The organism is Parapedobacter pyrenivorans, from assembly GCF_014636865.1.
In the GTDB taxonomy this organism is placed as follows: domain Bacteria; phylum Bacteroidota; class Bacteroidia; order Sphingobacteriales; family Sphingobacteriaceae; genus Parapedobacter; species Parapedobacter pyrenivorans.
In genome coordinates, this window is record NZ_BMER01000001.1 from 648,693 (window position 1) to 665,364 (window position 16,672).

The 16,672-nt window shown below is 48.9% G+C and carries 10 protein-coding genes; 1 reads left to right on the forward strand and 9 read right to left on the reverse strand.

What is annotated here, in order from left to right; genetic code table 11:
* Window positions 1-51: 51 nt before the first annotated feature.
* Both IEV98_RS02455 and IEV98_RS02460 read right to left on the reverse strand, forming a co-directional pair.
* Window positions 52-1,185 carry a Gfo/Idh/MocA family protein gene (locus IEV98_RS02455; RefSeq protein ID WP_188504338.1) on the reverse strand — a complete coding sequence of 378 codons (1,134 nt, stop codon included), beginning with the start codon at window positions 1,183-1,185 and terminating at the stop codon, window positions 52-54.
* Between the two features lie 62 nt (window positions 1,186-1,247).
* Window positions 1,248-2,114, reverse strand: a complete 867-nt coding sequence (locus IEV98_RS02460) for a sugar phosphate isomerase/epimerase family protein (RefSeq protein WP_188504339.1) — start codon at window positions 2,112-2,114, stop codon at window positions 1,248-1,250.
* A 333-nt stretch (window positions 2,115-2,447) separates the two neighbouring features.
* Here IEV98_RS02460 and IEV98_RS02465 point away from each other — a divergent pair, with 333 nt between their 5' ends.
* Window positions 2,448-3,332, forward strand: coding sequence for an AraC family transcriptional regulator (locus IEV98_RS02465; RefSeq protein WP_188504340.1), 885 nt, complete (start codon window positions 2,448-2,450; stop codon window positions 3,330-3,332).
* Here the strand turns inward: IEV98_RS02465 and IEV98_RS02470 are convergent, their stop codons facing one another.
* The 7 genes from IEV98_RS02470 to IEV98_RS02500 form a co-directional block, all read right to left on the reverse strand.
* Window positions 3,333-5,666: a TonB-dependent receptor gene (locus IEV98_RS02470; protein ID WP_188504341.1), complete on the reverse strand. Its 2,334-nt coding sequence runs from the start codon at window positions 5,664-5,666 to the stop codon at window positions 3,333-3,335.
* A 166-nt stretch (window positions 5,667-5,832) separates the two neighbouring features.
* Window positions 5,833-8,625, reverse strand: a complete 2,793-nt coding sequence (locus tag IEV98_RS02475; protein WP_188504342.1) for a DUF5695 domain-containing protein — start codon at window positions 8,623-8,625, stop codon at window positions 5,833-5,835.
* 43 nt (window positions 8,626-8,668) lie between these two features.
* Window positions 8,669-10,399, reverse strand: a complete 1,731-nt coding sequence (locus IEV98_RS02480; protein WP_188504343.1) for a hypothetical protein — start codon at window positions 10,397-10,399, stop codon at window positions 8,669-8,671.
* A gap of 9 nt (window positions 10,400-10,408) precedes the next feature.
* Window positions 10,409-11,539, reverse strand: coding sequence for a DUF4249 domain-containing protein (locus tag IEV98_RS02485; protein WP_188504344.1), 1,131 nt, complete (start codon window positions 11,537-11,539; stop codon window positions 10,409-10,411).
* A gap of 5 nt (window positions 11,540-11,544) precedes the next feature.
* Entirely contained in the window at window positions 11,545-14,283 is a 2,739-nt protein-coding gene (locus tag IEV98_RS02490) for a TonB-dependent receptor (RefSeq protein WP_188504345.1), read from the reverse strand.
* A gap of 6 nt (window positions 14,284-14,289) precedes the next feature.
* Window positions 14,290-14,970 carry a hypothetical protein gene (locus IEV98_RS02495; RefSeq protein ID WP_188504346.1) on the reverse strand — a complete coding sequence of 227 codons (681 nt, stop codon included), beginning with the start codon at window positions 14,968-14,970 and terminating at the stop codon, window positions 14,290-14,292.
* 73 nt (window positions 14,971-15,043) lie between these two features.
* A complete protein-coding gene (locus IEV98_RS02500; protein WP_188504347.1) occupies window positions 15,044-16,648 on the reverse strand; it encodes a RagB/SusD family nutrient uptake outer membrane protein in 1,605 nt (534 codons plus the stop codon).
* Between the last annotated feature and the right edge of the window lie 24 nt (window positions 16,649-16,672).

The following is a 16,672-nucleotide window of genomic DNA, read 5'->3' on the forward strand; positions in this document are numbered from 1 at the left end:
ATCTATCCAACAGATAGTTTGTATGCTACGTCAATAAAAGGGGGTCGATCATCATCGAACCCCCAGCGTAAATTCGGGCAACCGGACCAGCTCGCCACCCTTCAATGCCGACTCGTGTGCCAAAATTCCCACACAGGTGATGTTGGCAGACTGCCGTACATCAGGGAATGGTCGACGGCCTTCCACCAACGCGCTGATAAACTCGTGTACCAAATGCGGGTGCGAGCCACCATGACCAGCTCCTTGGGTAAAGGAAAGATGTTGGTTATCATCCTCGTCGTAAACGCCGCCGGTCGTAAAATGCTGAATGGGCTCCGGCAACAGATGGGCATAATCCGGGCAAACTACCGCTTCCGGGATTTCGTGCTCTTCTTTCTTAGCAGTATGCACTACCAGTGGATCGCCTTCTATCAATGGCCACTCCACGGTCTTCTTGGAGCCATATACCTCAAAACTTTCCCGGTATTGCCGGGCTGTATCGAACAGCGAACGGTAGACATGGGCACTCAAATCCGAGTCCCTGAATTTGATATGGGCAGTTTCAACCGCAAATGGCGATCCGTAATGTCGGTGTAATTCCTCTCTGATGGTGCCCGAGCCGAAGCACGACACATATTCGGCTTCGCTGCGTGTGAGCCCCAATACCGGACCCACGCAATGTGTGGCGTAGTGCATCGGCGGCAATCCCGGCCAGTAGTTTGGCCATCCTTCCATATCCTGTTGGTGACTGGCCTTAAGAAATTGGATCTTACCCAATTCGCCTTTTTCGTACAACTCTTTCATGAAGAGGAACTCACGGGCATATACCACGGTTTCCATCATCATGTAGGTCAATCCCGTTTCTTCTGTCGCTTCCACCAACTGCCGGCATTCCTCTACCGTAGTGGCCATCGGCACGGTACAGGCCACATGTTTACCCGCTCTCAGGGCCTTCAATGACTGCTCGGCATGGTTAGGTATCGGTGTATTGATATGCACGGCATCGACCTGATCATCCTTCAACAGCTCATCATAGTCGCGATACCGCCTTTCGATACTGAACGTATCGCCTATCTTGTTCAAGCTTTCTTCATTCCGCTGGCAGATGGCATACATATTAGCGTCTGGATGCTGCTGATAAATGGGTATGAACTCCGCTCCAAAACCCAAGCCAACAATGGCTACATTGATTGGTTTTTTACTCATATTTGTTGTCTGCTTTTTTCGTTTTATTTTTCTTGTTAGTTATTCTTGTATATGCTTAGCCGTCAATTGCCAGATGCCCAACGACGCAAAAATTTATATCCGTCACGTGCGAACGCATCTTGGCTTTCCGCAAGGTCACGCCAGATACACACAGCGGCTGCAAGTTCCTTATTTTCCGGTGTAAAACTTTCAATTGACACCACTCCGTGATAATCAATAGTTGTTAACCCACGATAATAAGCATCCCAACTGGCATTTCCGGTGCCGGGCGTACCCCGATAATTTTCCGAAACCTGTACATGGACTAATTTATCGGCTGCCTTGCGAATGGCCATCTCGGGGTCCGGTTCCTCAATATTCATATGAAACATATCGAGACATACCTTGGCCGCCGGATGATTAATATCACGGATAAGGCGGAGTACATCATCCACATTGTTGACTAAATCTGACTCAAAGCGATTCAATGGTTCCAACGCAATTTCCACTCCTTTGGCAGCGGCTTTGTCACAGACGGAGCGTAGATTGGTCACCGCACGTTCCCATTCGATTGTGCGTTGTTCAGCGGGCACCATACGCGCTTTTCCGACCGCCGAATACATCGGTCCGGCAAAGATCCGCGCGCCAAGCGCTTCTGCAATCTCCAAGCAATCATCGATATAAGCTTTCCCCGTCTGCTGTAGGTTTTCGTCGTCGCTCGTCAAATCCCTTGTAGGGCCAAACGCGCCACAAATAATTACTTCAAGCTCGTTTGCAGCCAATACTGTTTTAATAGCTTGTGTATCGATCAATCGTGGATCCTCCACGGCAATTTCCACGGCACGGTATCCAAGATCGGCTATTTTTCGAAACAACGCAGCAGCCTCTTCGGTCCGGAACGGAGATGTCCACAGCCAAGTGCTTACACCCAGTTTAATATCTAACGCCATAAATAACTATGCAACTAAATTTTATGTACCTAATTTATCGTATTGGTTATTATTGTAACCGCTAAGGTAGCGGTTTAGCCAATTGCGGCACACCTATTAATTAACAAATACTGACTATATTTTGTCCATTTATTGTCAATCTAACACGAATAACGGATAACAAGATAACATTTCCTTTACAATAAATTGGAATAGCCATCCGTTTATGTATTTTTGAACGCTTCAATAAACCAACGAATAAAGTCATTATGGAAACTTGACAGGTCGGTGTTTATACAACGGCAATGAGCGATACAGGTTCCATTAGGCCAGTATAATACAAATTATGTGTTAATGAATGTCGCACTGAAAAAAACGGCTATCCAAAAGACCCGAATCCCAGAATCAAACATATTCTTTATACGGGAACTCCATGACAAGCACTTCGATGCGACTTGGCACGCCCACTCGGAATACCAACTCTTCTTGGTGGTGGAGGGCACTGGAACTAAATTCATTGGGAACACGGTAAAACCTTTTGATAGTGGTGACCTGACTTTTCTCGGCCCCAATACCCCCCATCTTTGGCGCAGTGACGAATGTTATTTTGAACCGCATTGCGAAAATATCAGTCGTGGTTTGGTTATTTACTTCAACGGCGCTGCATTTGGCCAACTCATCGAAAAGGAGGAATTTGGCCAATTGAAAATCTTATTGGAAAAGGTAAGATGTGGGATGGAGCTCTATGGAAAAACAGCCCAACGGACGGCCAAACTGATGCATGAATTGGTGCACCTCCATGGAATGGAAAGTATCATTCTTTTATTCAGGATACTCGATTCGCTTGCAAAAAGCAAGGAGTACCGTTTGTTGCACGACGATATGGTATATTACCAACTCAAAGATGTGGAAACAAATCGCATCAATCTGGTTTATAATTATGCCGCCAAACATTTCAAATACAAAATTACCCTGGAGGAAGTCGCTGCCTTGCTGAACATGACTCCTACATCGTTCAGCCGATATTTCACGATGAAGACCAGTAAATCGTTTTCGTATTTCCTTACCGAGCTCCGCATCCGAAATGCATGCAAACTACTATCCACCGAAGAAGCGAAGAATATTGCACAGATTTGCTACGAATCGGGGTTCAACACGCTGTCTAACTTCAACAAGCAGTTCAAAACGTTTATAGGTATGACCCCTACGGAGTACCGGCAGAAGTTTCTGACACTTTGACTACAACTCAAACCGTTTCCTCACGGTTACGCCATAGGTGGCGGGTCTTCCAAGATGGACGGCAGCAAACCCGAAATCATATGCATAATCCGCGTATCGCTTATCCGCTAAATTCTGCCCCCATAAGATAAGCTCATAGCCTTGATATGAATAGCCGATGTTGGCATTTAATAAGCTATACGCCTCCTGCCCCAAGGTATTTTCGACTGTAAAATACTGTTGTCCGATAAACTTTCCATACACGCCTAATTGCAGTTGCTGGCGGTTGGAAACACCAAGCGGCAGGGTGTATTGAGCACCTAAAAATCCGGTCCACTCCGGTGTAAACACAGGTCGGTTGCCTTTCAATTGTACGTTACCCGCTTCACCCGCCGTATTCAGATCCAGGTAACGAGCGTGGGTAAAGGCCGCATTGCCCCAGAGCGTTAGATTCCGTGCGGCACGGGTGGTCGCTTCCAGCTCGATGCCCATGCTCTCCATGCGACCCGTGTTTTCGGTTACGGTGATCGCGTCGGGTAAGATCAGTGTCGGTACCTGTGCATCATTTACCCGCGAATAAAATGCTGCCAAGTTGAGCTGCAGCCGTTGGTTCCACAGCATGTTCTTGGATCCGACCTCCACGTTATTGCTATATTCCGGATCGAACGGCCTCAAGGAACCTTCGCTCGGATCAGACGACAATTGCGAAATTCCGCCGGCACGGAATCCCCGGGTATAAGTTGCGTAAACATGGCGGGTCTCGTCAAATGCATACTTGGCACTGAAGCTCGGCGAGAGCGCGTGGAAGTTCGCCGATGCAGCTGTATCCGGTTGTGTAACCATCACATCCCCTCCGTCCGGTTGGAATTCACCTCGAGCATCCAGCTTTGCATGCTCGTAATCATAACGCAATCCTGCTTGAAGTTCCAAGCCATTTCTAAAATCATACCCCAATTGGCCGAAAACTGCCGCTCCCCGATTGATCGCCGCATTGGTCAAGATGCTCGTTGCATGGGTTGGGGTTCCTTCACCCATCATGCCGGCATCCGCACCAAAATAAGTTCCCTGCTTCGTGGGTGCGTCCTGATGGAACAAAAAGGTACCCACAGTCCAGTGTAACGGAATATCTTTGGATGGTGCCGAGGAAAGCTTAAACTCTTGCGTAACAACCTTCACGTGATTCCATGCCTTGCCATAGTCGTTGACTATCGAAATCGCGTCCAGGGGTGAAAAATCGCCGTCGATGGGATCCTTATAGTACCGATAGTTGGATTGGAATGCCGTTTGCGAACTGAAATTAATAGAATTCCCAAAATGGTTAACGGACAACGATACATTACGCGAATTATCCACCATTTCCGTTTTTGCATTCTGCGTTAAATGAAAGGGGTTTCCAAATGCATCATCGAGCCCCATAATCAACGCAAATGCACCGCCATTACGGTTCTCAACGTGTTTGAAATTCAATGTCATTGCCCACTGGCTATTCAACAAGTATTTCAGGTAATAGTTGCCAAACACCGTATGCTGTTTGTCATAATGTGAGCCATCGAAATCATTGGTATAAAACCCATCCAACCCATTATACATACCCGAAGCACCGAAAAATAGCTTATCCTTAACCAAGGGTGTACGGATGCCCAATAAGTACCGTTGCTGTCCGTAGTTACCTACGTTGATCTCGGCCAATCCACTGGTCTGATTGGTTGGCTGCTTGGTGATGATGTTGATCACCCCGGCCATCGCATTCCGTCCATACAATGTCCCCTGTGGTCCACGGAGTACTTCAATGCGTTCCACATCCTGCAAGTATGGGATATAGGTATCCAGTCCGAATTGGTTTACCCCATCCACGTAGGTGGCTACGGCTTGGTTGTAAGAAGTCGTCGTAATCCCCCTAAGGGATGCGACATTTCGACCATCACCGGGGTTGGCCATATTCAGGTTAGGCACCAATGCCGTCACGTCCATAATATTCCAAATGTACTGCTGTTCCACCTGTTTAGCACCAACCACTGATAAGCTCGACGGGATATCATGGGGATCGCTTTCCATTTTCTGCGCGGTAACCATCGCTTCATCCAAGCGGTTCTCGATAGCAGTCAATTGAAAGTCGAGCGTCACATTACCATCAACCAGTACGGTGTGATTTTCGGTGGCGTATCCAAGCGCACTCACGCGGACCACGTGTGTACCGGATGGAATGCGATCGAGCACAAAATTACCGTGTTCATCAGTGGCTGTCGCGATATTGGAATTCAACACCTGCACGCTGGCTTTCGGTATGCCGTCGTTTGCATGCGACAACACCTTGCCACCGATCGAATACTGGGCGATTGCTGCAGGTGAAATCACCAAAAACACAACAAACAAAAAACAATGAACTGTCAGATTAAAACGTTTGGATAATGGAGTCATCTTATTACTATTGTTGCAGAGCGGCCGAAATTACCATTATTCCGGTTAATAACCATCAGTAATATGTAAAAACGATGTGTTGCCAACGAGAACAATGGCTATATCATCGCGCTAAGTCGGCTTCGTAGCCGAGTTTGATCTCAACATGGTGCGAAGCTTGCTGCATGGGCAATTGAATTTCAAAAAAATGACTACCGTCCCTTCGGGTTGCGTTCAATGGTTTGCCATCGAAGGCTACCTGGACATGCTTGATGTCATTGAAAATAGCCGAAATTTTCAACGTCGTGAGGTGCACATCCTGTGACCTATTTTCCACGACAAACGAGATACTGTTATTATTTTTGTCCGTGATGATTTCCGCATCCTTCAAAAAACCATCTCGGTCAAGCTCATACGTAACCCGTTTATCCGCTAGCACATAGACAAACCGCGCGTTGAGCCCATCCTTCGGCACGACGTATAGATTTTCCTTCTCCTCCCGGATGTTCCCGCCATAGGCAACCCATCCAAAGATTGGATCATTTGATACCACGGTAGCCGCCATCCGGATCCCAGCCCCTAGTCCAAGGTCTGCCTCACCGTCATAATACCATGGACCCCGATCCATGTCCCTGCCCAACCAAGAGCGGCCTCGCTTTTGCTCGATGAATGCCCAGCCCATCGCTCCGTCATTTTCTTTCCCGGGAGCCCAAAATCCGTAATTGGATTCGGGCGTACCCGTGTTCATCAATGCCCAGGAACTCAAATAAGACGCATACCCCAGCTGCAACCAATCATAGGGCTTCTCTGCGAAGTTGATTCCGTAATCCAAGACCGACCACCCCCCCATCTTGGCCATATAACTCATGGAATTATCCGCACCCAATTTATAATAGTTTGTTTCCAACCATCCACGGATGGAAAGGCCGGCACCATGTTGGCGTTCCATAAAGTGCTTTGCAGCCTGTTTACTGACGTTGGCATGTGAGTACCAGATTTCCCTATTCTTGTCAAACCACAGATTCGAATCAGGTTCCATTTCCGTGATCATCCCATACTTTGCGAATGCATAGGTCGATTCGAACGCCGTACGATCGAACGAATACTCCGAACTATAAGGATATTCATCATCATAGATAAAATACTTCACTTTCTTCTCGTACTCGTTGCGAAGCCATTCGGCATCGTCACCCCTACCATGCCGTTCAAGCGCGTGGATGATGTCAGGAATAAGCAGTTCATTATAGCATGCCACCTCGTATATTTTATAATAGTCGCCCCAAATCTCGTAAGGATACATAAAATAAGCTTTGGCCGTCTGGAATGTCCGTTCCAGATAACCAGCGGCATCCAAGTATTGGACCTTATCAGGGTATTTGCTAGCGATTTCATACATGTGATAGTACAACATGAATACATGCGGATAATCATAAGTCCGCCAAACCTGCATCCGATCAAGTTGCCGAGCCCTGAAGGCGGTACGCGCATTGATATCTCGTGCTACTTTCCAATTAGGTACCCCGTGAATGCCATATGGATAGGGCGTCTCCTCATCCGTACGCTGCAATCCGCCCCATACAAAGTTCTTGATATGGTATTCCACAGAAGCGATCTCCGTATCATCCGGGTAGTAAACATTCTTAGCGGCTACATACGGTGCCTTGCCCAGCACCGGATCGTCTGACGCCACGACATAACTCCACCAGCCTTCAAAGCCGTCGGTATCGTCGGGGCTTCGCAATATTCCGTTTTTCATATCATAGATGGAATAAAGTCCATTGTACCATTTGCTGGTATCCCGGTGCTGCTGGTGATTTACGATGAAAGAGCTCCTTTTCTTAATCAACGTTTCAAGGGGTTCTGTAGCGAAGAACTCCAAATATGTCTGATAACCATCGCCATAGTGAATAATCAACATATTTTCCCCTAATTTACTGAATTGCACCTCATAAATATAATTACCCGGAGTCACCTCTTCCACAAATCGCAATTCAGTATGTGTTGGAAACTCAGCGGAGATGGAATCGATATTATGCTTGGTACGCAGGGAGAATTGCGCGCGCAGATCTGTGGGTATTGTCATTCCCGGGACCACACGGATATCGAACAGCCCTTCCTTGAACAACAAATCCCTCATTTCGTCATAGCCATCCACCCACCTCAGCTTAAAACCGTATTCCACTTCACTATCCGTTTCGCCTGCAGGATTGAGTGATACGCTAGTATGCTCCTGCCGCCATGTGCCCTGTTGCTGCAAACTGCCCGGCAACTTGGAGTGGATATACACGCGCTCACCTCCCCCCTGGTTATCGAAATACTCCAAGCTTGTTCCCGCCTTAGGTAGCACCATAAGGAAAGGTCCATTCCCGGAAGGCTTCGCATAGAAGATAAATGATCCATGGCCAGAAATGTACTGATGCTTGATGAAGCTTTTTTGGAAAATTCCTTCCTTCGACTGTTCACTTCGCGGTCCGTGGGGGCGTAAGTCAAGTGATAAGTCACCAACTTCAAACGGAAACTGCATCATGGATTTCACCCGGATGTCCAAGTCCAAACCGTCGTCCACCAGCGTAAACGTCTGTTCCATCTGCTGGGGCATCCCTTTTTCGTAGTCTGTAATACGAACCACTGAATCCGACAGCACCGCAAAATTCGTGCTGCTGCCCCGGTGGATCGCCAGCCAGCTTCCGTCCCAAATTCGATAAGTAAGGTTAGCCCTGCCCCAGGAATTACTTCCTACTATTTCAGCGCCATAAGAGTCACTGGGACTTTTAATTGAGGATATTCCGCTCCGGCTGATAATAACTTCCATTTTTTCATTTTCCAAGCGGAACTGCTGGCGTTCTTGCGCGAAGCCCATAAGGACTTTCATCTGCATCAAAACGACGAGGGATAGCATGTATTTTAATTGCTTCATGGGGATCATTATTTTCTTTAGTATTGCTCCTTTCCCACTTTTGTCACTTCACTTCAAATGTAAATAGTTGGTCCCCACGCTGCCCAGTTGCATCGATGCCCTGTACAACGACTGCGAAAGTGCCCCCGATATCGGAAGTGAAAAATTCAACGGAAACGACGCCCAGCGAATCCGTATGAACCGACGGATTCCAATATAATGTACTCCGCAAGTCCGGTATGCGCTCACGCCGGTCGCCTGGAACGTAAGCCGGAAAACCATTTGCGGTGGCCGGTTGCGTCCCCATCATATCGACGACCAGCGCATTGGGATTGAAAAGCGACCGATGAAAGTTTCCTTGATGCGATTTGAAACTCAGTATACCATCGAACTCGGCATTTCCGTGATAATAACGAGCCGTCACCACGTCAACCCATTCGATTTCCTGCGGGTTCAACGCCATGAGCTTATGCGCTTCCAAAACAGGTACACCGTCATACAGCATCAGCGGATTGCGCTCAAACATATATCCATCTGCTTTGTTCAATAGCCGTAGGGTCAAATCATCATCCACACCCCTTGGTGCCACTTCCAATACATATTCCCGGAATATTTCGCGCAGGGTGGCAAACTGCGTATAGTCTTCCAGTCGGTAGGTTTTGTCTGCCTCGCCGTAAAACGGCCTATAAACCGGTGTGGCTGCCGTATCCCGATGTCGAAAAACTACATCCAATTGCGTCTGAATGCTGTAAGCGTTAAGCAGGGAATCCAGCGCTGGTGAAAGGGAAATTTCCGGAAGCGGACGGTTGAGATAGGATTCAGAAAATGGATTCTCCAGCATAATCCTCGACGAACTGTCTGCATCAACGAACTGTACCACGCCTTCGAGGTGCCCCACCAATCTCGGCGGGTTGAATACGACCCGCCCCGTATCATCGCTTACCGCCATACAAAGCACCGATGGGTCGCCGATTGCGGACAAATATGCGTTTACGCCTTTTTTTGCCTGCCCGGTACTACGGTCAACTATCTTTCCAGTGATCAATGGACCTTCTTTTTCGATCGCATACTGCGCTTCACCGCCAATTGTCACCGGCGCGATGGGATCGCCCACAAACTGCTGGCCTTTTTCAGATCCAACCCGTTGCAACTCATCCATCCGATACACCGATACCGAAAGTTCGGCGCCTATAGGCTTTTCCGAACGGTTTCGGGTACTTAGTTGCAAAGCCACCTTTTCCCTTTTACCATACACGGGCGCATCGACCGTACTGCGGATTACAAAACGCTGGTCAGTTGATAGGTCATCGACACCCGAAATCTCGACAGGGTCACCTGTAGCGTTCCGGGATCCTATCGGCACAAACGGGTTGACGATGGCCTGCACTTGGTGGAAAAAACCGGACGGACCGCTGTTTTTCATCCAATTGGTGTAAGCCCGCAGCACATAGTAATCCGTGCGCAAATGCTTAGGGATATCCAAGATTCCAGACCCTGAACCGTTGTTCAGTGCTATTTTCAACTGGATGACCGGTGTGTTCGTACGGTCCAGCAATTCAAGATAAGCCACCCTACTTAAACTGGATTGCACGCTCCCTTCGGTCATGGCAACCGCATACACCTTGAAGTAGATACGTTCGCCGACGAGGTGCAACGGCTTGTCGATATGCAAAATCAATTGTTCGCTGTACGCCGATACCTTTTCGTTAACGCGCTTTTCGGCAACGGATGTGTGGAGACTGGCCGACATGAGCAGCAATCCGGTTAAAACAACGTATCCCAATGGTTTTCTCATAACCGAAGTTTATTGCGGCCAAAATGCCGGCCTTACATTTGTTCCCCGAATGGTGCAATCCGCACAGTGGTCAAATGTAGTCGTATAGGCTACGATACGCCCCACTGCGTCGCGAATGTGAAACAGCGGTATGTAATCCCGAATCCGAAAATATTTATCGTATTCCGGTATTCCCGCTTGTGTCAATACGCAATCGTCGTAAAACGGCACATGGATTTCCCAATCTTTCAATTCCATGTTATCAATAAAAATCCGCTTCTGCCGCATGGTAGAAATGCTGATGTAGCCGACAACCGGTTCATTGGTATCGTCCACATTCCGGATGTTACTTTCCAGATTGGAGGGTTGCGGATCGAAGATGCTCCCCATTTCTTCGGTGTTTTTTTGCAGCACTTCCCAATATTGATGAGCCTCAGCTGTCAGCACATATTGCTTCACCAGTATGCTGTATTTGACCCCCAGTTTTTCGGAAAGATTCGGAATGGCAAGCAGGCGCTGGCCGATCACCCGATCGTCGCTTAGCCCGGTGGTGTTCGCCAAATAGACACCGGTAGAACGCTGGCTTGACCAACAGTTATAAATGTCATTTTCGCGTACACGGACTTCGCCATCGCCCGCGTATTCGTAGTGACTCTCATATAATGACCTGAAGTGCCAGGTTTCTTCGTAAGTCCAGAAATAGTAATGCGTTTGGTTGTAGTTGTCATGGGTATTAACGAGCACATGCACCCCATCATCACGCCGTTCCCAGGTCACGCTATCAATCGGAGGGGCCATCTTCGATTCGACAAAATCAGATAGATAGGTCACATTGCCCGCAGTAACAATCCGTAGCCGCGCTTTTTCGGTGCCTAGGGCAAGCGGCGGAGCGCTGTACAATCCATCACCGTGGAAGCTCAAGTTGAAGGCACTACCCGATTCGGTTTCGACCGTCACGGTAGCGCCGTTCTCATAGGCAATTTCCGTCTCCTGCAGTCCGCGGGTTCTGGTCAATCGGATTTCCGTTGGATTTGCCGTATCAAGGAATCCTTCGATGACCAAGTATCCTTGCTTTGGGGATTCGATGTCCGGGGAGAATGGATCCTTGCATTGGCAGAGCAACAGGCAACAAACCGATATGATGATAGGTAAGGTACGCATCCGGATCAGAATTTAAAATTGTAGGTGACAAATGGAATGGGATTCCCGAAAATGGACAGCTGATAGCCATTGATCTGCCCCCGTTCGGACACGAAATACGTGGAATATGCATTTTTCCTGCCGGTAACATTGTATACACCCACCGCCCACGAGCTGTGTGCCAGCTTTTTCAACTTGTGGTTGCCTTCGATATTCATCGACAGGTCTGCACGGTAATAATCTGGTATCCGGTATGCATTCCGTTCCGAATAGAATACCCGGCCCGATCCATTCATGTCATAACGAGCGATAGGCAGCGTAATGGGCCTGCCTGTACCATAATTGAAGTTGAACGAGACGGAAAATCGCTGCGTAAAGCGGAAATTGCTGACCAACGTTACGTCATGTGGCCTGTCGTAATTCGCCGGATACGGATTGCCCCCGTTTACACGTTCGGTTTGAAACGGGCTATCTGCCGTAAGCAGTATCCGCGAATACGTGTAAGCCAACCAACCATTCAATCGTCCTCCCTTTTTGCGCACCATCAGTTCCACGCCGTACGCCTCACCTTCGGTAGCCAATACGTCGCGCTCGATATCCGGGTTCATGGTCAGTCTCGCACCACCTTTGTAATCCAGGTAGTCGTGGATAACTCGGTGGTAAGCTTCGATATAGGTTTCTACCTGATCTCCATAGAAATTCCGATACAGCCCCAGGGAGGCCTGTCTGCCGCGTTGCGGCCGTATATTAAAATCGCTCAGCTTCCAATTGTCTGTGGGGGCCATGGTCGCGGTATTGGAAATCATGTGGATGTATTGCCGGAGGGTATGGTAACCAGCCTTTATTGCGGTGTTATCAGACAGCTTGTACCGGGCAGATACCCGGATCTCCGGACCGTGATAGGTTTTCATGAATGCACCTGACCCTTTCCGTTGAGCTTCAATAAGCGTAGCCTCACTCATCGGTGCGTCGGGCAGGTATTTCTTCACCGTCCCCGGCCCCATCGCATTGAACATCGAATAGCGTACGCCATAGTCGATGGAAAAGCGGTCATCCACCGTAAAGTGGTCCTCCAGGTAAACCGCGTGCTCCAATGCCTGCTCGCCAGGTAATGAGACAGCCTTGACCAGCGAAGTCGTGCTATACCCGGTCATCCGACCAGGATTCAAGGCATAGTGCTTCACCTGAACACCGAATTGCAGCAAGTGTGCCGGACCCAGCCTATAGTCAGCACCTATTTTGACCTCGGTTTGCCGCAATCGATAAGTAAGCTGATAGTCGGTTGCGGAAGACAATTCATCTCGCACCCCAAAGCGATAGCCGCTGTATGTCCCCGAAAACGCCCATCGCAACCGATCACTGCTCCGGTGAATCCACCTGAATTGCAACGCCTCATTGTTATAATGATATAAGGTATCGCTGTTCAGCTTAAAGCGATCGTCACTGAAGTAAGTAGAAAAATGAAGCGTATCGTCATTCCTTCGAATGTGTTCGATCTGCATATCGACGTCATAAAATGAAGCCCGGCTCTTTCCGAAATCCGCCTTGGGAAGCAGCGTCAGGAGCCAATTGGAGTACGTGCTACGTAAGCCTGCCACGAATGTGGTGCGCTCATTCCCCAGCGGACCATCCAGCGCGAGCCGACTGGTCAACAGTCCGATTCCGCCACTCCCTTTCAGTCTTTCCCGATTCCCGCGCTTCGCCGCGATATCAAGTACGGAAGAAAGCCGACCACCGAATCGCGAGGGGATGCTGCCCTTATACAGCTCCAGGTTCTCCACGATATCCGGGTTAATCGCTGAAAAAAAGCCAAAAAAATGGGTCGGATTATAAATCGTCTTTCCCTCGAACAGCACGAGGTTCTGATCTGCTGCACCCCCACGCACATTGAAACCCGTGCTAGCCTCGCCCACGGATAATACACCCGGCAACGCCAATACGACGCGCAATACGTCAGCTTCGCCAAACACAACCGGTGTTTGCTTGATTTGCCTTATCCCCAACGTTTCAACCCCACTTAAGCTACTGCTCACGTTGCTAGACGGTTCTGCATTCACGACGACCTCGCTCAATACCGTCATCTTTTCGTTGACACCGACAATCAGCTGACCGTCACCATTCACCAGCAATTGCCTATTGGCGCTAGTTATCCCCGCGGCATTTACATACAATGTTTGGTAACCTTTCGGAATAGCCAGCCGAAAAGCCCCGTTTGCATCCGTCATAGCAGTTTTGTCCGTTTCGTTGATTCCGATTCGTGCAGCCGTAACGAACGCTCCAGACGTCAAATCGATTACCTTACCGGTTAATAGGACCGTATCCTTTCCCGCCGACGCATAACCAATCGTATACAACTTGTTCGGCAACGATGCAATCTCCGCAGTTTCCATCGCGGAAACACGTTGCGTGCCTACCACTTCTTGGATGGCTTCGCCAAAATAGGCTGCCGGAAGTTCGGTTTGGATAGGGTCGCCTTCGATGATAAATATATCATCCGCCATCCGTATAACTTGAAACGCAGTACCTTTGAAAATTTGTTGCAAAACTTCATCCAACGATCTATCCGCCGTCTGGATGGATACCGAGAGGCCATCCAGCTGTCGCTCGTCAAAAAAGAAACGGACGGGCACTTGGTGTTCGATGGCAGCAGCTACTTCCATGAACGTGGCATTTTTTACTTGTAGGTCTACGTTAGGCCACACATCCTGGCCTTTGGCCGCCAACGCAGCCAATATCGCATAAACCATAAATAAGACCTTCCTCATGCGGCATCAATGAATATCCTCACAAAAAATCAACGTCTCGAGGAGCGCTCGTTCAAAATCATGTTTAAAATCCAGCTGACGCTGGCGCGCAAATCGCTTAGCTTCCCGTCTTGCCGTTGGATAAACCCGGTAAATCGATGATCTGCCCACAAGTGGGAAAGCATGCCCCCCTTTGACCAAATAATAGCTATCCGAACGAACTACTGAAAATTGAAGATAGTGTTGCTCATGGTTTTCCTTCAGCACGCCACGCCGCTTCACCAGCAGCTTGGTGTTGTCTCGATCGTACAACAGCTCGTAAAACCCTTGGTTAGGCAAACCCGTGAACAGCCGCTCTTCTCCCATTAAGCGATGGAATTGCCGATCTTCTAAAGAAAACGCCTGCACGTTTTCCTGTGCAGGCGTCAGCAACTGCTCATTTGGGTTGGTCGTCACTACCTCGTCCCGCATCAGGTCATACCCAATCCTCACCGAATCATAATCCACACCGTTGAAACGGATACCGCCCAGCAGTGAATGGTGCCCGCCGACCCACACACTCCCCACTAAACGCGCTCGTAGCCCCACGTATGCTCTGCCACTATAGATATGGGCATTGTTGTCGATCGTGGTAGACTGAGCCTGTACCTCCACTAACAGGATGCATAAGAAACAACAACCAATCAGGTTCTTTATGGCGACTCTCATGTGTCATGTTACTAACGTAAACGGCCATACGACCGAGAGCCGCATGACCATTTACGCAAACCAAACCAATAAATCAATAACCCGGATTAGGCTCGAGCTTCGGATTTTTCGACAACTCTGCAAAGGGTATTGGGAACAAGGTGCGGGTTTGTGCCTGCGCATGAGGGCGGTGGTTAAACCAACTTTTTGTCTGGAACACGCCGAAACGGATCAAATCCTGCCTACGGCGGGCCTCTGCGGCAAATTCCCAGCCCAGCTCATCCAAAAAGCGTCCAAACTTGATATCCGCTCCTCCATTCACTTCATCGACAGTTCCATCCGGATTTTGCCATCCGTATTGGTACGTACTTCCTTTCAGTAGATCAGCGCCAGTAACTGCTGCTTTTTCCGGATTATCCTTGAAAGCCCGTTGCCGCACCTCCGTTACCAGTGCTGCAGCACCGTTCGCATCACCTTTGCGCAACAGCGCTTCTGCCTTCATCATCAACACGTCGCCATATCGGAATAGTGGAAAATCATTGTCCAGGTTATTTGTCGCTCCTTGCTTGATTTTATACTTGCCGACCCGGAAACCAGCATTGCTGGGCACACCACCATCCCGGGCAATTTCAGATACCTCTTTCACATAGTTGATGACCTCTTCGCCCGTAGACGCGTGGTATTGCGGGCCCTGTATCCACGTATCCTGCAAACGGGTATCATCCGGATCATAGGTATCGATGAATTGAGGCACCGCGCAATTGCCACCCCACGGCCCAGCAGACATCCCATACACCAAGCGGCTTAACGGATCTAGGGTCTTCATATGCAACGAAGCCCCCTGTCCGTATATTTCGTCATAAGGAACAGCAAAGATAATCTCACCCGAGTTCTGATTGGTATAGGTAAAAACATCGGAATAATTCGCATCCAGCGCAAACAGCTCGCTGCCGATAATTATATCCGCCTCTTCGATTACTTTATCCCATTGCGGTGTACCGGTATAGACTTCCGCATTGAGGTAGATTTTTGCAAGCAACGCTCTTGCCGCCCATTTTGTCATCCGTCCATAGGTATTCGGCGATACTTCTTCCGTCAAATCCGGCAATACCGTCGCCAGTTCCGAAAGGATGAAATCATACACCTCCTGCCGGGTGTTTTGCTCCGGCAGTGAGTCATCTCGGTAGTCGGTCACAATCGGTACATTACCGTGGTTGTCTAACAAGAAGTAATAGGCCAACGCACGGACCGCCCGCAGTTCAACCAGCGCCGCTGCGGCAACATCTTCAGGTAAAGTAAGGGTACCATCCTCAATCTGCATAATGGTCATGTTGCATCTGGAGATGCTGGAGAAAGCCATCCCCCATGCATTGTTGGGTTGGGACTGCTCCGATGTCCAATTATGCTGATGCATGCGACGGTACGTGCCCCCATCGTCCCAACCATTGGGGCGCACCGGCGTCACGACGGCATCGGCCGACTCCTCCTGCAAATCAAAATAACCGTGCCAACCCAACATCGAACCCCGGAATGGCGCATATATCGGCGCTAATATATAGGGTAAATCGCGTTCGGTCGGTTTGAACGAGCTGGCCAGCACTTCCGAATAGACTTCTTCATCCAAGTTTGTACAAGAACTGATCCCGGCCCCTAAGGTAACCGCCAAGAGGGAACCATAGGCTACTATTTTCGTTTTCATTTTCATGAGATACTTATAATCAAT